Origin of the sequence: Kribbella sp. NPDC051587 (assembly GCF_044453945.1) — a bacterium.
Classification (GTDB): Bacteria; Actinomycetota; Actinomycetes; order Propionibacteriales; family Kribbellaceae; genus Kribbella.
In genome coordinates, this window is sequence record NZ_JBITDE010000006.1 from 40,724 (window position 1) to 60,669 (window position 19,946).

The following is a 19,946-nucleotide window of genomic DNA, read 5'->3' on the forward strand; positions in this document are numbered from 1 at the left end:
TGGGGACATGTCCCAGCAGCACGAATTGGTCACTGCACTGGCTGCACCCTGGGTGGTCCTGTCACCCCGCTCGGGGCAGCTCACCGGCTCTGGTACCGAGGGCGTCTATGCGCGTGACAGACGCCTGCTGTCCAGGTTGGTGGTCACCGTCGACGGTGTCGAGCCGCTCCCGCTGCAGGTGGACGAGCAGAGTGCTTCGACCCATGTGTACGTAGGCAAGGTCGACAGAGACGAGACAGTGCTGCTGTACCGCCGGCGTGAGGTCAGCCGCGACGGCATGACCGAACACCTCACCCTGGTGAACCACTCCCGAGAGACGCTGACGTGTCGGCTAGATGTTGCCTTGGGCACCGATCTGGCGAGCATCGTCCAGGTGCGGAACAGCAGCGCAGTGACACTGCCCACTATCGAGCCTCAGTACGACGGTTTGTCCCGTATCTACTGGGAGAATGAGGGCACGCGGGTGACCGCGGAGCTGGACCCCGGGACGACTGCCACACCGGAGCTGGCACCGGGGGAGCAGTTCACAATGATCATTAAAGTGATCGCTTCCAGTCCGCGCTCGGTCAGTGGGTTTGATATCGACCCGCCAGTGAACACTATTCTGTACACCGCAAGTGTTCACTGTAGTGATCACCGAGTAGAGCGATGGTTCGCTCGTTCGTTGGATGACGTGCAGGCCTTGCAACTTGCGGTCGGCAACGATCGCTACCTCGGTGCCGGTCCGCCCTGGTACCTGACGCTGTTCGGCCGGGACTCTCTGATCTCCGCGGGAATGCTGATCCCGGTCGACCCGGAGCTGGCCGCCGGCACGCTGCGAGCACTCGCCGCCTGGCAAGGCACCAAGGTCGCCATCGACACCGCCGAACAACCCGGCAAGATCCCGCATGAACTCCGGGCAGAAGCCTCCGAGCACGGCACCGACTTCGTCCTGCCGCCGGTGTACTACGGGACTCACGACGCGACGCAGCTCTGGATCATCACACTGCACAAGGCCTGGCGCTGGGGGATGCCCAGTGATCAGGTGAGTGAGCTGCTGCCGAACCTGCGGCGTGCACTCGAATGGATGCGGGACTATGCCGATCCGGACGGCGACGGCTTTCTCGAGTACATCGACGAGTCCGGTCACGGCCTGGCGAACCAAGGGTGGAAGGACTCCGACGACTCGGTGCAATGGCCGAACGGCGATATCGCGACCGCGCCGATCGCGTTGTGCGAGGTGCAGGGCTACGCGTACGCGGCCGCGGTGTGTGGTGCGGAGTTGCTGGAGGCCTTCGGCGAGTCCGGTGACGAGTGGCGCGCATGGGCAGCCGCGCTCCAGGAACGCTTCCGCAGCGCGTTCTGGGTCGATGGCTATCCGGCGATCGCTCTCGACGGCGCCAAGAACGCAGTAGCCGGCCGCGCCTCGAACATGGGTCACCTGCTCGGAACCGGTCTCCTGGACGCGGACGAGGAGCAACGCGTCGCCGACATCCTCGGTGAGGACGATCTCGACAGCGGCTTCGGCCTCCGCACGCTCTCGACGACGATGTCCCGGTTCAACCCGATCGGCTATCACACCGGCAGCATCTGGCCGCACGACACCGCGATGACCGTCCAGGGCCTCTACGCGACGGGACACGACGAGGTCGCCTCGTCGTACGTCGCGGGACTCGTCCGGGCCGCCGAGAGTTTCGACTACCGCCTCCCCGAGCTGTACGGCGGCCGCGGGCTCACCGCGGAGACCCGGCCGACGCCGTACCCGGGCTCATGTCGTCCGCAGGCCTGGGCGGCAGCCTCGGCGGTCGCGGTCCTGGTTGCTGCCTTGGGCATTGAGCCCGACGCTCCAAGCGGGACGCTGACGATCAATCCGGCGCCGTCACTGCCGTGGCCTGAGTTGACGCTGTCGGGACTCACTGTGGCGGGCCAATCACTCTGTGTTGAGTGGCGGGACGGAAAGGCAACTGTCATCCGGGAGCAGTAGGCCCGAGAACGCAAGGATGGCGGTCTCCCTCAGGGGGACCGCCATCGGCTCTGTAGGACTTTGGCGCCGCCGTTGGCGCGTTTATGAGACCTGGCTTACCGTTCGTCCTCCGCGGCAGCGACGGCGGCGGGAGCGGCGTCGAGCCGACCCGTCTCGTCGTGAATGGTGACGGCGATGTTGCGCAGCTTGTCCGAGTGCTCCCGGCCGTGGTGGGCGCAGAACAGAAGCTCCCCACCGCTGGTCAAGGTGACACGGACGTAGGCCTGCGCACCGCAGCGGTCACAACGATCCGCGGCCGACAGGGCCGAACTCGGGGCGAGTGCTGTAGTCACTTGAGGCCTCATCTCATCTAGTTCCGTTCTCACCAGATAGCAACATCCTGACATGCGGATCGCTTCCCGGTGGGGGCAACGTGTCCGAATGTGAGACGAACCACCTGCTCCCTTATGACGCATGCTGACGCGGAATCGTTTCTGATTCGAGCGATTTAGGCGGGACACGCTGCGTCGGGCGTGTCTTATCTCACTCTGCGCCATGGTCCCGTCACGCGGTGCTGATTTTCGGTGTGTCGTGGGGCACGCCCGATCGAGTCCGGATCGATATCTGCGGTATCACCTTCTTGCTTGCCTTGTCAGGGTTCCCCGTGTGTCGGACCGGCTAACAGGTTTTGGGGGTGGGGCCGCATAGGCTGTCCCTCGTAGTGAGTTGGTGAACCAGTGAAGGAGCCCTGTGGCCGCCCCGACGCCTCGTAGTACCGAGCTCGACCCGACGTACAACGCTCGCAACCTGCTCGTCCTCGAAGGACTCGAGGCGGTCCGGAAGCGGCCCGGTATGTACATCGGGTCCACCGACAGTCGCGGCCTGATGCACTGCCTGTGGGAGATCATCGACAACGCCGTCGACGAGGCCCTGGCCGGCCACGGCGACCGCATCGACGTCGTCCTGTACAAGGACGGTTCGGTGGAGGTGCGGGACCGCGCCCGCGGCATCCCGGTCGACATCGAGCCGAAGACCAAGCTCAGCGGTGTCGAGGTGGTGTTCACCAAGCTGCACGCCGGTGGCAAGTTCGGTGGCGGCTCCTACAACGCGTCCGGCGGTCTGCACGGTGTCGGCGCCTCGGTCGTGAACGCGCTGTCCGCGCGGCTCGATGTCGAGGTCGACCGCGGTGGCGTGGTCTGGACGACGTCGTTCCGCCGTGGGGTCGCCGGTGAGTTCGACGCCGAGGGCGCGGCCGCCGGTTTCACCGCGGTGACAGGCCTGCGCAAGGCCGGCCGCGCGAAGAAGGGCGTGACCGGCACCCGGATCCGCTACTGGGCCGACCAGCAGATCTTCACCCGCGACGCGAGCTTCAACTACGACGAGCTGGTCACCCGGGCACGGCAGACCTCCTTCCTGGTCCCCGGCCTGGAGCTGGTGATCCGCGACGAGCGCGGTGAGGAGATCACCGAGGAGCGGTTCAAGCACGACGGCGGGATCAGCGAGTTCTGCGAGTTCCTGGCCACCGACCAGAAGGTCACCGACGTGGTCCGGCTGACCGGAACCGGCCGCTTCACCGAGACCGTGCCGATGCTGGACGACGCCGGCCACATGACGCCGACCGATGTCGAGCGCGATCTGGACGTCGACATCGCCGTGCGCTGGGGCGATGGGTACGAGACCGAGCTGCGCTCGTTCGTGAACATCGTGGCCACCACCAAGGGCGGCACGCACGTGGCCGGCTTCGAGCGCGCGCTGGCCAAGAGCTTCACCAACGCCATGGAGGGCACCCGGCTGCTGAAGAGCGGCGAGGAGCTGATCAAGGACGACGTCCTCGAGGGCATGACCTCGATCGTCACGGTGCGGCTGGCCGAGCCGCAGTTCGACGGCCAGACCAAAGAGGTGCTCGGTACGCCGGCCGCTTCGCGGATCGTGGCGAAGGTCGTGCAGACCGAGCTGGAGTCGTTCCTCACCTCGACCAAGGGTGTCGCGAAGGCCCAGGCCCGCGCCGTCCTGGAGAAGGTCGTCGCCGCGTCCCGGACGCGGGTGGCCGCCCGTCAGCACCGGGAGCTGCAGCGCCGCAAGACCGCGCTCGAGTCGTCCGCGCTGCCGGCCAAGCTGGCCGACTGCAGAAGTAACGATGTCGACAAATCGGAGCTGTTCATCGTCGAGGGTGACTCCGCCCTTGGAACCGCCAAGGTGGCGCGCAACTCGGAGTTCCAGGCGCTGCTGCCGATCCGGGGCAAGATCCTGAACGTGCAGAAGGCGTCGGTCGCCGACATGCTGAAGAACGCCGAGTGCGCCTCGATCATCCAGGTCGTCGGTGCCGGCTCGGGCCGTAGCTTCGATCTGGAGCAGGTCCGCTACGGCAAGATCATCTTCATGGCCGACGCCGACTCCGACGGCGCGCACATCCGCTGCCTGCTGGCCACGCTGTTCTTCCGCTACATGCGGCCGTTGGTCGACGCGGGTCGCGTCTACACCGCCGTACCGCCGCTGCACCGCTTCGAGCTGACCAATCCGAAGAAGGGTCAGGAGAAGTACATCTACACCTACAGCGACGCGGAGTACCAGCGGAAGACGGCCGAGCTGATGAAGAAGGGCGTCAAGTGGAAAGAGCCCCCGCAGCGCTACAAGGGTCTCGGTGAGATGGACGCCGACCAGCTGGCCGAAACCACCGTCGACCCGCGGCACCGCACTCTGCGCCGGATGACGGTCGACGACGGCGAGGCCGCGGCTCAGGTCTTCGACCTGCTGATGGGCAACGACGTCGCTCCGCGCAAGGAGTTCATCGTCCAGGGCGCCTACGAGCTGGACGAGAGCCGCATCGACGTGTGATGCCCCGGTCTCGACTGGCGTGCTTCGACCTGGACAACACGCTGATCGATCGCGACGCTGCCTTCCTCGACTGGGCCCGCTGGTGGTCCACCGAGGTGGGCCTGGGTGAGGTGGCCGTCGAGTGGCTGGTTGCTCACGACAACAAAGGTTTCACCCCTCGGCTCGAGCTGTTCGCCGGGCTGCGAGAGAGCTTCGGGGTCGCGCCGACGGTCGACAGCTACGACCGCGAGCATCCGCTGTTCATCCAGGTGGACAGCGCCGTACTGGACGGGCTCGGACAGCTGCGAGCTGCCGGTTGGCGAACGGCAGTCGTCACGAACGGCACAGTCCTGCAGCAGACTCTGAAGCTTGAGCACACGGGCATCGCGACGGCCGTCGACTTCTGCTGTATCTCCGAGGCCGTGGGTATCCATAAGCCGGACGCGCGGATCTTCGCGCTCGCGGCGGAGGGTGCGGGTGCCGCGCTCGACGGGTGGATGGTCGGCGACCAACCGGCCCACGACATCCAGGGCGGTCACAACGCCGGCCTGCACACAATCCTGATCGGCTCGGCCTCAGGGCCGCCGGCTCCCGACCATCAGGTCGCCTCAATTCACGAAGCTCTCACCTTGCTTCGAGCCATGCCTGATCACCCAACTGCACGCCCCTGCTCAGAAAAGTAGCCATGGGGCAATCGACCTGCGGGGCTGATACGGTCGCCGGCATGTCGGCACCCGTCGTACTTCGTGACGTCTTTCGTGCGCTCCGTGCCGAGCTGGGCGAGGAGGATGCCGGCTATACCTACGACGACGGTCCCGGGCCGATCAGTCGCCTTGATGTGATGGTCTACCCGGCAACGAGTCCAGCTGATGCCACGATCTTCGCAACGATCGGGATGTCGATCGAGCCGATGCCACCCGGCGACGCACGCGCAGAGCTCCGGCTGCACTGCCGGGGTGCCGTGAGTCCGGCGGATCGGGAACGGATTTCACTCCACCTGGCCAATCTGGCCGGCTACCCATGGACTACTGGTCGTCCGCTCGGTTGGGGGGAGATCGTCACCTTGAGTGCGCCGATGCCCGCGTTCCCCACCTGCCAGCGGGTCTTCCTGGCAGGCCCCTGGGTGCAGGGTCAGCCATCGGCCCTGGATACCGAGGTTGGCCCCGTCAGGGTGATCAACGTCGTACCGATCACTGAAGCCGAACGGGAACGCGCCCTGGCGTCCCACCCGCAGGCGTTCTTCAGCGACCTGCTCGACGCCAGGGACGTGCTGGGCCCGCCTCCTCTGGACTAGAGGGCCGCTCGGAGGACCGCATGCGCGCCGCGGATGATGGCTTCGCGGTTGGTCTCGTAGGTCGGGTCCGTGATGGCCGTTTTGTTGGCTGTGTCGAAGGAGAGCACCGGAACGTGGAGGTGGCCGGCGGGCATCGACGGGTCCTTGAGATCGCGTTGCAGGGTGTTGCGGTAGGCGACTTCGTTGGACAGGTAGCCGCCGCCGGTGCCTTCGGAGGCGATCGAGCCGGGCGTCGGTCCCAGGGGCTGCCGGACGGGTGCCGTTTGGCCGGCGGGGATCTCCAGGACCGAGGTGTTCACGCGGGTGCGGAAGGGCGTGACGTCGGCCTGCGCCATCCGGGCCAGAGGGAGGCTGGAGGTGATCCACTCCGGTCCGGCCGGCATGCTGGGGGAGACGACAGGGGCTGCGATCGTGCCGCCGCCCCAGAGGTTGTTGTTGTCGCCGATCGAGCTCACCGAGCGCCGGCGGCCGTTGAAGACCTCCAGGTCGAAGATGCCGACGCGGCCCTGGCTGGCGGTCATCACGAGGTCCGCGTGCTGCGGGCCGCCGCGGTAGTGCGGCGCGAGCGCGTCCTCGACCAGGCTCTGGTCGAAGTCGGTGTACCGGACCGGGAAGACGACCGTCTGGATCTCGTACGTCGTTCCGTTGACCGTCCAGCGTTGTCCGTCGAGCGTGAGCGCGTTCGCGCCCGACGGGTTGCCGATCCGGATGTCCGCGTCGAGCGTGAACGGGTCGAACCCGGTCACCAGGATCTTCTTGACCCCGGGGGAGAACCGCGTGCTGGTGATCCCGCGGGAGGAGTACTCGAGGGAATGGATCAGGTCGGCACGGTCCGTCGTACCGACGGTGAAGCGTGGTTGCCATTGCCGCACGGCCAGGGCCATCGAGATGCGGGCCCAGTACAGACCGCGGTCGTCGGTGGAAGGCAGTGCGTCGGCCCCGGAGACCGGGTGCTGAGCGCGGTGGATCGCCGTCCGCCACAGCGCCTCGCCCTGGGCGCGGATGAGCAGCTTGGCGGCCTCGCGACTCGGCATGGCGCAGAGCAGCCGGCTGAACAACTCCACCTGCTTGTCGAACCCGGTCCGGCGCAGGATCTCGGCCGGTACCGACGGTCCACCGGCGATGCCACGGCTGAGCCGCTGCTCTTCGACCGTCCCGGTGATCGAGGTGTCGAGGCAGCCAGTGGCGACCGGGGCCGCGTGGACGATCGGAGCGCTGGACAGCACGCTCGTCAGCGCCAGGGCACCGATCAGCAGGGACCGGGGAAATGAGCTGGGGCGGAGTCTCATAAGGGGTATCTATCAGATCTGGGCTGCGAAGCCGAGAGATCTGAACAAACTGCGCGTATTGCAGACTGTATGCAATCGGCTATCTTCGGAAGGCACCGCCCTTTCTGAGGAGTCCGCCCGTGAGCACCACCAGCCGCCGCCGTTTTCTGACCGCCGCTCTAGCCGCCGGAGCCTGTGGTGCCGGCCTGTCTGCCTGCTCGGACAGTACGGCGGTCGCCCCGGCCGTCGCGAGTTCGAATCCGCCCACCGCTGAACCAGTCCTGGACGGTGAGCAAGCACTTGCCCGCCTGGTCGCCGGCAACGCGCGCTTCGTGGCCGAGCGCGACGAGCGACTCGACGAGGGCGTGGCGCGTCGAGTCGCGGTGAGCCAGGGACAGCATCCGTTCGCGACTGTGCTGGGCTGTGTGGACTCACGGGTACCGATCGAGCTCGTCTTCGACCAGGGCCTCGGCGATCTGGTCGTCGTACGGAGTGCTGGTGAGGCGCTCGACCATTCGGTGACCGGCAGCCTGGAGTTCGGAGTGGCTGAGCTACACACCCCGCTGCTGGTGGTTCTCGGTCACCAGCGATGCGGGGCGCTCGACGCCACGATCAAGGCTCTCGACGCCCACCAGCGCACGTCCGAGGCCGGTCAGATCGGCTACCTGGTGGAGGCGCTGGCGCCCGCCGTACGGGAGGTGGCTGGCAAGCCCGGCGACCGCCTCACCAACGCCATTCACGCCAACGTCGACCTCACGCTGGCCAAACTCCGCCAGTCCACAGTCATCGCACCCCTGGAGGCGGCTGGCAAGCTCAAGCTCGTCGGCGCCTACTACGAACTCGACACGGGCCGAGTCGTTCTCAGCTAGCCGCCTGCACGTAGCCGTCGGGGCGGACTACGGCTCGTGCGGCGGAGCCATCGGACGGCTCGACCACGATGGTCCGGCCGCGCCTCAGCTCCTGCATGACGGTGGAGCCGTTGGGCAGCTTCAGGTCAGGCATCCGGTGGCCGACCAGTGGATGGTTGCCGGGGGAGTAGGAGACAGCCAGGCCGGAGATGACACCTGCCAGCTGATGGTTGACCTGCGGAAGGTGGAGGAGGTCGGCGAAGGTCTCGCGCAGGCAGGTGACGTCGTCGTCCGGGACGATCAGCACGCCTTGCGCGCGAGTGTTCGCCAACACCGCTGCACCAGCTGGATGCCGCTCAGAGTGGTAGCTGTCGAGCAGCAACTCCGGCGAGTCGCCGCGGATGACGGCTCCGAGCTTCCAGCCGAGGTTGAACGCGTCCTGCAACCCCAGGTTCATACCCTGGCCGCCAGTCGGCGAGTGGATGTGGGCAGCGTCGCCGGCCACGAAGACCCGGCCCTCCCGATACCGGTCCGCCTGGCGCACCGCATCGGTGAACCTGGAGGCGTAGCGGACCTCACGCAGTACGACGTGATCGCCGTACCAGCCGCTGAGGGCCGCAGCCACCTCGTCGTGGCTGACCGACTGGTCCTTGGGCAGCCCTTGCTGCTCAGGGCCGGTGAACAGGACCCGCTCAACCCCTCCGCCGAGCGGGACCATCGTCAGCACCGCGCCGTCCCGTGGCTCCAGCTTCGGCAGCTGCCAGTCCTCCCGGACGCCGTCGAGCACTACGTCGGCGACAACAGCGCTGAACCGCCCGTCCCGGCCTGGGAATCCGATACCGCTCAGCTCACGCACCGCACTCCGAGCGCCGTCGCACCCGACCACCCAGTCCGTGTGGATCGTCGTACCGTCCGCAAAGGCAGCAGCCACCCCATCCGCCGACTGCTCAAGCCCGGTCAGCTCCAGACCCCGCCGTACGACGACGCCCTGCCGAGCCAGGTGATCCTCAAGATGTTGCTCGATCCGCAGCTGTGGAATGCCGAGCTGATACGGGAACGGCGTGTTCCAGGAGCCGTAGTCCAGCGGCAGCCCAGCAAAATGACCACCTGGCAGCTCACGAGCCTCAGCCAGCAGCGGCTCGAGCAGGCCGCGCGAGTGCAGCACCTCCACCGACCGCGGCTGCAACGACAGCGCCTTCGACTGCCCAGACCGCTCCAGCCTCTTGTCCACCAGTACGACGGATGCTCCCGCCAGCACCAACTCCGATGCCAAGAGCAACCCGGTCGGCCCCGCGCCTACGACCAGTACGTCGCTCATGCGAGCAGGTCGTTCTTGCGCGAGTACCAGAACATGAACAGGTAGAGACCGGCGAACACGACGATCCACTGCACGGTCGTCACGCCCGGTACGGCGTCCAGGGGGAGCGTGAAGGCGATGGCCACCCGGACGACAGCGTCGAGTACGAGCCCGACGCCCCAGACCGCCGTGATCAGCTTGAGTCCGTGCCGGAAGCCAGGTTCGCGGTCCCAGCGGCCGGCCCACACTTCGCCACCGCCCTTGCCTCGCTTGGCTTCGGCGATGCCGCGGCCGATGGCCAGCAGCAGCGGTTTGCCGACCACGACGGTGGCCAGCAGCCACCCGCCGCACATCGCGGTGATCACGCCGTCCTTGGCGAGCAGCATCCGCGGGCTGTGCATGGCCAGTGAGGCGATCGTGCCGACCGCCAGTGCCACCAGCATGAAGACGGCCATCCAGTCCGGCTTGCCCTTGACTACTCCGTGCACGGTCCGGACGGCCGGGATGACGGATCCGGCGATGGTGGCGCCGACGACGCCGACACCGGCCTGGCGCAGGCCGTAGAAGATCAGCAACGGGACGACGAGGTCGATCAGCACCGGCGCGAGGACTGCGCCCCAGCGGGCCTTCGGCTTGCTCTCGAGAGCGGCAGACATCATGCATCCTTCCAGGTCGCACGATCGAAGAGGTCGATCAGTTCACGGGCGCACAGCTCGGGGTCGGCCCCGGCGATCACTCGGCCGGCCACGGCATCGATCGCCGCGCGCAGCGTGACCGCCATCAGCGGCGAGTCGAATGACCGGAAGTCGCCGAGCCGCTGCCCGTCGTCGAACAACGTCACCAGCCGCGCCACCGCGCCGTCGGCCTCCTCGCCCGGTACGGCGGCCGCTCCGAACACGATCTGCTGCACCGCCCGCACGTGGTCCGGCCGGGCCGCGACGAACTCGACGTTCGACCGGATGTAGGCCGCGAGCTTCCCTGCGGGTCCGTCGGCAGCCTCGATCGCCGGCCGCATCACCTCGGCCGCGTCGGCCGTCACCCGGTGCAAGACCTCGGCCAGCAGTTCGTCCTTGGTCTTGAAGTGGTACGAGATCAGCCGCTTGCTGCTCAGTCCGGCCACCGCACAGATCGCGTCGTACGACGTCGCCGCGAAACCGCGCTCGGCCAGTACGGCGATCGTCGCTGCCACGATCTGGTCGCGGCGCGCCGCCGTACTGCCGGTGCGATCCAGCGCCTCGCCTTGTTTTATCCGCATGGATAAAAGTTATCCGACTGGGTAAAACGGTGTCAAGAAGAAAGGCGCCGACCAGGGGCCGGCGCCTTCGGGGGAGTCAGACGTGCTGGGTCAGCAGTCCGGTGTCGACGTCGTACATGAAGCCGCCGACGAGGATCTCGGGGCCGACGAGGGGGTGCTCGCGGACCGCCGTGACGTCGTGGCGGAGCGCTTCGAGCTGGTCGGGGATGACGTTGATCGGCAGGTAACCGGCGGGCTTGCCGGCGGCCTTCTCGACCTTGGCGCGCAGCTCGTCCTCGGACATCGCCGCCATCGCGCAGCGGGTGTGCGGGATGACCATGATCCGGCGGATGCCGAGCAGGTTCACGCCGAGCACGAGCCCGGTCAGGGTGATCTCGGTGACCCGGCCGCCGGCACTGCGCAGCACCTTGGCGTCACCCGGCTTGAGGCCGAGCAGTTCGAGCGGCGGGATCCGCGAGTCCATGCAGGTGACCACACCGACTCCGGCGTGGGCGATGCCGTCGAAGCCGCCGTAGTGGAAATCGGCGGCGTACTCGGCGTTGGCAGCGAGCAGGTCTTCGAAACCGGGGGTCATCGGACGGCACTCGGCACAAGCACTGGAGTTCCGGCCTTCAGGATCGACATCGCGAACGGCTCCTTTCCACAGGACTCCGGACGAGGTGGATCGGCGGGTGCACTGGTCACCGGTACGGTCCAGGACCGCCCGTCGCGATGCCACACTGTCACGGATTCTAGGTCTTCGCCCGCGACGGTGAGGGCGTCCAGCGAGAGTTCACCAGTTTGCTGGCGGACGGCGATCTCCGCGGCCTGACCGCGTTTCGTCCAGGTCGTGCGGCCGCGCAGACCGGTCAGCAGAGTATCCCCGTTGTCAGCGGCCGCCAGCACATCGAGGGCGGTCTTGGCGTTGAGGTGACCATGCATCGTGCCGGACGGTAGCAGCACGGCCGTGGGGGAGAAGCGGTGGCCACCCAGGTGGCTCGCCTCCCAGACCCGGCCGGGCGCGGCCGTGGCGAGCGCGTTGACCAGCGGGCGGCCGAGGATCGCGCAGCACTCGTCGCGCTTGCCGTTGGTGCACACCAGCATGACCGGCTCGTGGACCGGCACCAGGCCGGGCAGCGACGCGTCGACAGCCGCGCGGTCGCCGCGGGCGATCGCGCCGAGATCCAGCCCGCTGAGGGCCTCGGGATCCGTCAGGTGTGCGCTGAGCAGGAACATCTTGCCGGGCACGGTGGAAGCGACGTACACCTGCTGGGCGTGATTGGCGGGGAACGAATGCCGGCCCGGCGTCCTGATCAGGCCGAAGCGGACGTCGACCTTCTTGCATTCGGCATCGAACCGGCTGCCGAACTCAGGGTCCAGGTGACTGTTGATGACGGCATCGGCGCCCCAGGGACCGGGTTGTTCCAGGACGACCCAGCCACTCGCGACAATGGCAGAGCCCTCGAGCGGCTCGAGGAGCTGGCGGCAGTAGGTCGAGCACAGACCTGGCCGACTGGTCGCGTCGGGTGGAACTCTCACAGCACCACTGTAGGTTAGGCAGGCCTCAGTTCCTTGCACTGACCATTAAGTGTGCACAAAGCCACGTCGGCCGAGCAGGGCGACCGCCAGGATCGCCGCCAGGAACGCGCAGACGGCGGCCCCGGCGAAGATCGCGTGCGATTGTGAAATGGCCGCGTCGCGGAGCGCGTCGATGAACGGCCGGCACGAGGCGGGTGCGGTCGGACAGAGTTCGTTCGGTGACGGTACGTCGTCGACGATCGAGAAGTAGCGCCGGAGCCCGATCGCGGTCAGGGCCGACACGCCGACGAGCATGCCGACCATGCGCGCGACGACCACCAGCGCGCTGACCAGACCGTGGTGTGCCGGGGGAGTCGCGCCGAGGACCGCCGTGTTGACCGGTGACAGCGCCAGCCCGAATCCGAAACCACACAGGAGCAGTACGACGGTCGCCGCGAAGTGGTCGAGGGCGTGGCGGCTCCAGAACGCCATCACCACGAACATCGCCCCGGCCAGTGCCAGTCCGGCGCCGGTGATCAGCCCGAGCCCGTAGCGCCTGGTGAGCCACCCGCCGACCACCGCACCAACCGGCAACGCGATCAAGAATCGCACGAGCACCAGCGCCGCTTCGAGCTGCCCGCCACCCTGCGTGGTCCGGGCGAACACCGGTACGTCGACCAGCGCGGCAATCAACGCACAACCGACCAGGAAGCTGACCACGAGCGAACCCCAGGCCGGCCGCGCGGTGAGAAGACCCGGCGGAACGATCGCTCGAGGCGTCCGACGCTGCCAAGCGATGAAGGCGACCGTGAAGACAGCGGCTCCGACGAGAAGCCAAGGGCCGGCGGGCGACATGAGTTCGCGCTCGGGATCCGCGGTGGCGAAAGCGAGAACCACGCCAGAGAGCGCGAGCGCGAGCAGGAGTGCGCCTGGGAGATCCACCTGCTTGAGCAGGGCAACTACCTGCGACCGCCGCAGTGCCAGAGCAGCCCAGAGCAGACCCAGGACGAGAGCCGCGACCCCGATCGGCGTGAGCAACCTCGACGTACCGGTGAACGGTACGAAGGGCAGGCCAAGGGTGACGTCGGTGGCTAGTCGTTGTGGAACGGTCAGGGTGAGACCAAGTGCGACGGCCGCCAGGAGGCCGACTGCGGCTGAGAGCGGTGGTCGGCGAGCGCCGCGTAGCAAGACCGCGAGGACTACGGCGACGACCAGGTTCAGCCAGAAGATGTATCGCCAGTCGGCCACAGCCAGTACGGCGGCGCCCAGCAGCGGGCCGAGAACCGAACCGAGCTCCTGGACTGCGCCGACCACTCCCAGCGGCAATCCGCGTCGCTCGGCCGGCCAGAGGTCAGCGACCAACGCGAGCGTGGCTGGGACGAGCCCACCACCGCCCACACCCTGAAGAAACCGACCGGTTACCGCGGACGGCAGGTCGTACGCCGCTGCCGTGATCAGCGAACCGACCGCGAACAACATCAGGGCGCCGACCAGCACCGGGGTCCGCGCGGCGACATCCGCGATCCGGCCGATCAGCGGCAGGACGGCGATGTAGCCGAGCAGGAACCCGGAGATGATCGGTGCAGCTCGCTGCAACTGGTCCGCGGACAGCCCGATCCCGGACATCAGATCGGGCAGCGCGAGGACGACGACGTACGTGTCGGCGGCCGCGAAGGCGACCGCGATCGACGCGAGCGTGAGCTGTGCTCTCGGCCGGGCGGCCGCCGGGGAGCTCACTGGGCTGCTCACTACGGCTTGGTGATCGTGACTTGTTCGCCGTACTTGTCGAAGGTGACGTCGTAGCTGCTGGTGGCGCCGTCGTAGAACGGGCCGGAGATCGTCGCCGAGACCAGCTGCTTGGAATCCTTGTCGAGCTTGAAGCTGCTCGGGAAGTCCTGGTCGGCGGGTGCCTTCGGAAAGATCCCCTGCAGCGACTTGCCCGGAACCGACCCGGTGATCTCGGTCAGCACCTTGGCGCCGTCGCGGGTGTCACCCTTCACCTGCGGGTTCTTCAGCGCCGGCAGCACCGAGGTCAGGCCCTTGGCCGGGTCCAGCAGGATCGCCGGGTCCGGAGCGCCGAAGCCGGTCAGCTGGTCGGGCGTGAGCTCGACGAACTGGCCGGTGAACGGCAGCTTGGCGTAGACCTTCTTGTCGACGGCAACGACCTCGGAGTCGATCGGCGCACCGCCGGTCCGGATCGTGAGCTTGCCCTTGAAGGCCGGTGCGTGGGTGGCCACGCCATCGCCGCTGGCCAGTGTCTGCGCGCTGTCCGGCAGATCACGGCCGGTCAGCACGATGTGGACGCTGGACGCGTCGTCGATTGCCTTCTTCGCGGTCGTGAGCTGGGCGGCGGCGTCGTCGGACTTCGTCGCGCCACCGCCGGAATCCTTCTTGTCACTGCAGCCGACCAGGGCCAGCACGAGCACCGCGCCGAGCGCGACGAGTCTCTTCATGGGGTCAGCCTGCCAGCTCGGCGGCCAGAGCCGCGATCGGTTGGGCCACCGGCACGCCGGAACCGTCGCGCCGCGGGTCGATCGGCGGCAGGTCCACCGGTGCGCCACTGTTCGCGCTGGCCTTGACCGGGGCCGCGCCGATGAAGGCGAGCAGCAGCCCGTCCTCACCCTTGAGCAGTCGCTGGCAGCGCACACCGCCGGTCCCACGACCCTTGCCCGGGTACTCGCTGAAGGGCGTCACCTTGACCGCGCCGACCTCGGTGCCCGGCAGCGCCGAGTTCGAGCCGGCGATCGTGACGACCTGCGCCTCGCGACCAGGCTCGACGGCTCCGAAGAAGACCACCTTCGCGCCGCCGGCGAGCCGGACGCCGGCCATACCGCCGGCGGTGCGGCCCTGCGGCCGGACCGCGGAAGCGGGGAAGTGCAGCAGTTGGGCATCCGAGGTGACGAAGCACAGCTCTTCTTCACCCGTGGTGAGCTCGACGGCGCCGACCACCTCGTCACCGTCGTTCAGCCGGACGATCTCCCAGGCATCGCGGTTGCTCAGGTGATCCGGTACGACGCGCTTCACGACGCCGGTCGCCGTACCGAGAGCGACACCGATGGACTCGGGATCCATCGTGGTCAGGGCGAGCGCCTTCTCACCCGGCTCCAGCGAGACGAACTCGGCGATCGGTGCGCCACCCTGCAGGTTGGGCGCCGCGGCCGTCGTCGGTACGGCGGGCAGGTCGAGCGAGTCGAGCCGGATCAGCCGGCCGGCGGTGGTGATCAGTCCGTACTGACCGCGGGCGGTGCTCTTGATCGCGGAGACGATCGCGTCGTGCTTCGCGCGGTTCTCGCCGGACCCGAACGGCTCGACCCCGTTGGTGCGGGCCAGCAGCCCGGTCGAGCTCATCAGGATCCAGCACGGGTCGTCGGTGACCTCGAGCGGCACGGCCGCGGTCTTGGTCGCCCCCGACGACTCGAGCAGCACGGTGCGGCGCGGGGTGCCGTAGGTCTTGGCGACCTCGGCCAGCTCGTCGCCGACCGTCTTCTTCAGCAGCGCCGGGTCGTCGAGGATCGCGCTCAGCCGCTCGATCTCGCGCTCCAGCTCGGCCTTCTCGGTGTCCAGCTCGAGTTTGGAGAACTTGGTCAGCCGGCGCAGCGGCATGTCCAGGATGTAGTTGGCCTGGACCTCGGACAGGTCGTAGATGTCGATCAACCGGGTCCGGGCGGCGGCGGCGTCGTCGCTGGTGCGGATGATCTGGATGACCTCGTCGATGTCGAGGATCGCGATCAGCAGGCCGTCGACGATGTGCAGCCGGTCCTGGGCCTTCTGGCGGCGGAACTCGCTGCGCCGGCGGACGACGTCGTACCGGTGCTCGAGGTAGACCTCCAGCAGCGTCTTCAGGCCGAGCGTGCGGGGCTGGCCGTCGACCAGGCAGACCGCGTTGATCGAGAACGAGTCCTCGAGCGGGGTGAGCTTGTAGAGCTGCTCCAGCAACGCCTCGGGCACGAAGCCGTTCTTGACCTCGATCACCAGCTGGGTGCCGTGGGTGCGGTCGGTCAGGTCCTTGACGTCGGCGATGCCCTGCAGCTTCTTGGCCTGGACCAGCGTCTTGATCTTCTCGATCACCTTCTCCGGGCCGACCGTGTACGGCAGCTCGGTGACCACGATGCCCTTGCGGCGCGGGGTGACGTTCTCGATCCGGGCGGTGGCGCGCATCTTGAAGCTGCCGCGACCGGTGGCATAGGCGTCCTTGATGCCTTCCAGGCCGACGATCTTGGCGCCGGTCGGCAGGTCCGGCCCGGGGATGAACCGCATCAGGTCGTCGAGGTCGGCGTCCGGCTTCTTGATCAGGTGCCGCAGCGCCTGGATCACCTCGACCAGGTTGTGCGGGGCCATGTTCGTGGCCATGCCGACCGCGATCCCGGTGGCGCCGTTGACCAGCAGGTTCGGGAAGGCGGCCGGCAGCACCGACGGCTCTTCCTCGCGGCCGTCGTAGTTCGGCCGGAAGTCGACGACGTTCTCGTCCAGGCCGCTGGTCATCGCGATCGCGGACGGCGCCATCCGGCACTCCGTGTACCGCATCGCGGCCGGGCCGTCGTCGAGCGAGCCGAAGTTTCCGTGGCTGTCGATCAGCGGCAGCCGCATCGACCACGGCTGTGCGGTCCGGACCAGGGCGTCGTAGATCGCGCCGTCGCCGTGCGGGTGGTACTTACCCATGACTTCACCGACGACGCGGGCCGACTTCACATGGCCGCGGTCGGGGCGGATGTTGTTCTCCGCCATCGAGAACAGGATCCGCCGCTGGACCGGCTTGAGCCCGTCCCGAGCGTCCGGCAGCGCCCGGGAGTAGATCACCGAGTAGGCGTACTCCAGGAAGCTGGTGCGCATCTCGTCGGAGACATCGACGTCGAGGATGCGCTCCTCGAAATCTTCGGGCTCGGCGGTGGTACTCGAACGGCGTGCCATGCGGGCTGAACTACTCCTCGGTCGAACGGAGATCCTATTGTCGCTGGTGAACGACAGTTTCCCGGCTCACGACCCGCAGTACGAAGGTGGTCGGAGCCAAGGCGGACCCTACCGCGAGGGTCAGACAAAGTGCGGCGATGCCCAGCAGGACACCCCAGGGGACGGTCACCGGTACGTCGGGAACGCCCGCGGTCATCGCGTGCCGGATGAGGATCCCGACCGTCACGGTGATCGCCGTACCGAGGCTGAGCGCGACCATTCCGACCAGTGACGACTCCCACAGGACCATCCGGCGGATCTGGTTCGGTGTCGCACCGAGCAGGCGGGAGGTGACGAACTCCTGGCGCCGTTGCAGGCTGCCCATCAGCAGCGTGTTGGCGATCGCGATCGCGCTGTAGAGGGCGGCCGGCCCGAGCAGCAGGATCAGCCCGAGCTGATTGCCCTTGCGGACGCCTTCGCCTTGCTCAGCCTCCCAAGCAGGGGCCAGTACGGCGTTGTCGATCCGGGTCACGAGTTCCGCCGGGTCGACCCCTGGCGCGGGTTGCACGAACAGCTGCGCGGGCTTGGCGTCCGGTGCGTGCTGCCGGACGAGGTCGAGGGGCAGCAGGAAGCTCGGGTTCACACCGAAGCCATCCGGCACGATCGCGACGACCCGCAGCTTGACGGCGACCTTGTCCAGGAACGTCACCGGAACCTCGTCGCCAACCTTGTAGTGCTCGAGGCCGGCCGTCTCCTTGTTGATCACCACGGTGTTTCCGGTGAGCTGGCTGAGATCGCCGGACAGCGGTGTGAGCTGCCGGGTCTGAGACGCGATCGCAGGATCGATGCCTTCGGCGTCTTCCAGATCAGCGTCCTCGGCGCTCGCCCGTACGAACTGCGTCGGCAGTGCGGCGTCCACCACGCCGACGCCTGGGACTGCGGGCATGCTGTCGGCGTTCACGACGATCGGGGCGCGAAGCGTGTCACGGATGGTGGCGACCGCGCTGTCGGCGGCGAAGCTCAGGCTGAGCACCATCGACCCAGCGATGGCCGAGATGGCCAGGATCGGCGCAGCCAGTGCGGCGCTCCGGCGTGGCGTCGCGGTCACGTTGCTGCGGGCGAGCCGGCCGGTCACGCTGGTCCAGGCGACCAGCGGGATCGCCCACAACCGCCCGAGGAGCGGTACGACGAGGGGCGCCAGCAGCGTCAACGCGATCACCAGGATCATCGGCGTGAACATCGCCAGCGGTACGACGCCGTCACCGCTCGACGGCCGGATCAGCGCGAGCATCGTGATCGACCCGGCCAAGAACAGCAGCCCGAAGATCACTCGCACCGGACCGATCCGCCCCGACTCGAGTGCGGATTCCCGCAGCGCGTCGATCGGTCCCACGCGACCAGCCCGGCGGGCCGCAGACCGTGCGCCCAGCATCGCGACCACCAGCCCGATCCCCACCGCGATCGCCAACGGCGCCCATGGCGATGCGGGCTCCAGTTTCACCGGCGCAAGTTCCGTGTACGACGCTTGGCTGAGCAGGAACTGAGTCGTGAGCTGGGCCAGGAGTGCACCGGTGAGTGAGGCCGCGAGCGCGACGACGAGGGCCTCACCGAGGATCATCCGGCGTACCTGCCGCGGCGTCGCACCGATCAAGCGCAGCAGTCCGAGCTCTCGCCGCCGCGAGGCGACCGCGAACGCGAAGGTGCTCGCGATGACGAAGATTGTGATGAACCCGCTGATCGTGCCGACCATGCTGAGCACGACCTGGAGCCCGGACACGTCCGCACCGGACACCGGTACCTTCACCGGCCGCGGTGTCGAGTCGGCGTCGCCCAAGGTGCTGACGGTGATGCTGGCGAGCGGCGAGCCGTGATAAGCGACGGTGGCCGCGGTCGCATTCGCCGCCAACCCGAGCAGGAGCACCCCGACTGCGAGTGCCACGAACGAACCGGCGTACAGGTGCCTGTGCCGTCCCACTGTCTGCCGGCTGATGAAGAACATCAGCGCTCCAGATCACTCATGGCAGCGGCGATCTGACCTGGCGTAGCGCGGTCGAGCTGACCTGCGATCAGGCCGTCGGAGAGGAAGACCACGCGCTCGGCGTACGCCGCGGCGACCGGATCGTGCGTGACCATGACGACCGTCTGGCCGGCCCGATCCGTTGCCTCGCGCAACAAGCTGAGCACCTGCCGGCTGCTGTTGCTGTCGAGTGCGCCGGTCGGTTCGTCGGCGAAGAACACCGACGGCTTGGTGACCAGCGCGCGAGCGATCGCGACTCGCTGCTGCTGTCCACCGGACAGCTCGGCCGGCCGTCGCTTGACCTTGTCGCCCAGCCCGACCTGCTCCAGTACGGCGTGAATCTCGGCGCGCTGTGGTCGCTTGCCGGTCAGGCGGAGCGGCAGCGCCACGTTGTCGTACACGGTCAGCGACGGCAGCAGGTTGTACGCCTGGAAGACGAACCCCATCTCCTGGCGACGCAGCTTGGTCAGCTCGACCTCACCGAGCCCGTTGAGCTGCACACCGCCGAGGACGACGACGCCGGTCGTGGGCTGATCGAGTCCGGCCGCGCACTGCAGCAACGTCGACTTGCCCGAGCCGGACGCACCCATCACCGCGGTGAACGACCCGCGCGGGAAGTGGTAGGTGACGCCCCGCAGGGCATCGACCCCGCCGGCCTTGGAACGGTAGGTCTTGGTGATCCCGTCGAGCACCAGGGCCGGAGCATTCTCCGGTACGACGTTCGGGTACGAGGGCGCGATTGCGGTCATGAGACCAGCCAACCGTTCAGTACGCCCTTTTGCCCTGGCTCAGAAGGGAGTCTGCGAGTAGCGCGCACGCTACCGTCC

The 19,946-nt window shown here is 67.8% G+C and carries 17 protein-coding genes; 5 read left to right on the top strand and 12 right to left on the bottom strand.

Annotated elements, in window-relative coordinates; genetic code table 11:
* The first annotated feature begins 7 nt into the window (after positions 1-7).
* Positions 8-1,963, top strand: a complete 1,956-nt coding sequence (locus ACIA49_RS22075; protein ID WP_396379082.1) for a glycogen debranching N-terminal domain-containing protein — start codon at positions 8-10, stop codon at positions 1,961-1,963.
* 95 nt (positions 1,964-2,058) lie between these two features.
* Here ACIA49_RS22075 and ACIA49_RS22080 read toward each other — a convergent pair whose 3' ends face one another.
* A complete protein-coding gene (locus ACIA49_RS22080) occupies positions 2,059-2,307 on the bottom strand; it encodes a hypothetical protein (RefSeq protein WP_396379083.1) in 249 nt (82 codons plus the stop codon).
* A 385-nt stretch (positions 2,308-2,692) separates the two neighbouring features.
* On the opposite strand from ACIA49_RS22080, the gene ACIA49_RS22085 reads away from it, so the two are divergent.
* Genes ACIA49_RS22085 through ACIA49_RS22095 form a run of 3 tightly spaced genes read left to right on the top strand, consistent with a single transcriptional unit; the run spans position 2,693 to position 6,050 of the window.
* Positions 2,693-4,777, top strand: a complete 2,085-nt coding sequence (locus ACIA49_RS22085) for a type IIA DNA topoisomerase subunit B (protein ID WP_396379085.1) — start codon at positions 2,693-2,695, stop codon at positions 4,775-4,777.
* Complete coding sequence (locus ACIA49_RS22090; protein WP_396379087.1) at positions 4,777-5,439, top strand: HAD family hydrolase; 663 nt, start codon at positions 4,777-4,779, stop codon at positions 5,437-5,439. The genes ACIA49_RS22085 and ACIA49_RS22090 overlap by 1 nt, the downstream gene beginning before the upstream one ends.
* Positions 5,440-5,480: 41 nt before the next feature.
* On the top strand, positions 5,481-6,050 hold the full coding sequence (locus ACIA49_RS22095; RefSeq protein ID WP_396379088.1) for a suppressor of fused domain protein: 570 nt from the start codon (positions 5,481-5,483) through the stop codon (positions 6,048-6,050).
* On the opposite strand, the gene ACIA49_RS22100 is transcribed toward ACIA49_RS22095, so the two are convergent.
* Entirely contained in the window at positions 6,047-7,339 is a 1,293-nt protein-coding gene (locus ACIA49_RS22100; protein WP_396379089.1) for a hypothetical protein, read from the bottom strand. The two genes, ACIA49_RS22095 and ACIA49_RS22100, sit on opposite strands and share 4 nt — an antisense overlap.
* Before the next feature lie 119 nt (positions 7,340-7,458).
* Between ACIA49_RS22100 and ACIA49_RS22105 the strand changes: the two genes are divergently transcribed.
* Positions 7,459-8,187: a carbonic anhydrase gene (locus ACIA49_RS22105; protein ID WP_396379090.1), complete on the top strand. Its 729-nt coding sequence runs from the start codon at positions 7,459-7,461 to the stop codon at positions 8,185-8,187.
* On the opposite strand, the gene ACIA49_RS22110 is transcribed toward ACIA49_RS22105, so the two are convergent.
* The 10 genes from ACIA49_RS22110 to ACIA49_RS22155 form a co-directional block, all read right to left on the bottom strand.
* Positions 8,180-9,484, bottom strand: coding sequence for an FAD-dependent monooxygenase (locus ACIA49_RS22110; protein WP_396379091.1), 1,305 nt, complete (start codon positions 9,482-9,484; stop codon positions 8,180-8,182). The two genes, ACIA49_RS22105 and ACIA49_RS22110, sit on opposite strands and share 8 nt — an antisense overlap.
* Positions 9,481-10,119 (bottom strand): VC0807 family protein, encoded by a 639-nt coding sequence (locus ACIA49_RS22115; protein ID WP_396379092.1) that lies wholly within the window; start codon positions 10,117-10,119, stop codon positions 9,481-9,483. The genes ACIA49_RS22110 and ACIA49_RS22115 overlap by 4 nt, the downstream gene beginning before the upstream one ends.
* On the bottom strand, positions 10,119-10,718 hold the full coding sequence (locus ACIA49_RS22120) for a TetR/AcrR family transcriptional regulator (RefSeq protein WP_396379093.1): 600 nt from the start codon (positions 10,716-10,718) through the stop codon (positions 10,119-10,121). The genes ACIA49_RS22115 and ACIA49_RS22120 overlap by 1 nt, the downstream gene beginning before the upstream one ends.
* 76 nt (positions 10,719-10,794) lie before the next feature.
* Complete coding sequence (locus ACIA49_RS22125) at positions 10,795-11,292, bottom strand: beta-class carbonic anhydrase (RefSeq protein WP_396379094.1); 498 nt, start codon at positions 11,290-11,292, stop codon at positions 10,795-10,797.
* The gene (locus tag ACIA49_RS22130) at positions 11,289-12,236 is read right to left on the bottom strand and encodes a sucrase ferredoxin (RefSeq protein ID WP_396379096.1); all 948 of its coding nucleotides are present in this window, start codon (positions 12,234-12,236) and stop codon (positions 11,289-11,291) included. Before ACIA49_RS22130 ends, ACIA49_RS22125 begins: the two co-directional genes overlap by 4 nt.
* A 45-nt stretch (positions 12,237-12,281) precedes the next feature.
* A complete protein-coding gene (locus ACIA49_RS22135; RefSeq protein WP_396379097.1) occupies positions 12,282-13,964 on the bottom strand; it encodes an MFS transporter in 1,683 nt (560 codons plus the stop codon).
* A complete protein-coding gene (locus tag ACIA49_RS22140; protein ID WP_396379098.1) occupies positions 13,964-14,668 on the bottom strand; it encodes an LppX_LprAFG lipoprotein in 705 nt (234 codons plus the stop codon). The genes ACIA49_RS22135 and ACIA49_RS22140 overlap by 1 nt, the downstream gene beginning before the upstream one ends.
* Before the next feature lie 4 nt (positions 14,669-14,672).
* A complete protein-coding gene (locus tag ACIA49_RS22145) occupies positions 14,673-17,123 on the bottom strand; it encodes a DNA topoisomerase (ATP-hydrolyzing) subunit A (protein ID WP_396379100.1) in 2,451 nt (816 codons plus the stop codon).
* A gap of 34 nt (positions 17,124-17,157) precedes the next feature.
* Entirely contained in the window at positions 17,158-19,101 is a 1,944-nt protein-coding gene (locus ACIA49_RS22150; RefSeq protein ID WP_396379102.1) for an FtsX-like permease family protein, read from the bottom strand.
* A complete protein-coding gene (locus ACIA49_RS22155) occupies positions 19,101-19,868 on the bottom strand; it encodes an ABC transporter ATP-binding protein (RefSeq protein WP_396379104.1) in 768 nt (255 codons plus the stop codon). Before ACIA49_RS22155 ends, ACIA49_RS22150 begins: the two co-directional genes overlap by 1 nt.
* Positions 19,869-19,946: the final 78 nt, after the last annotated feature.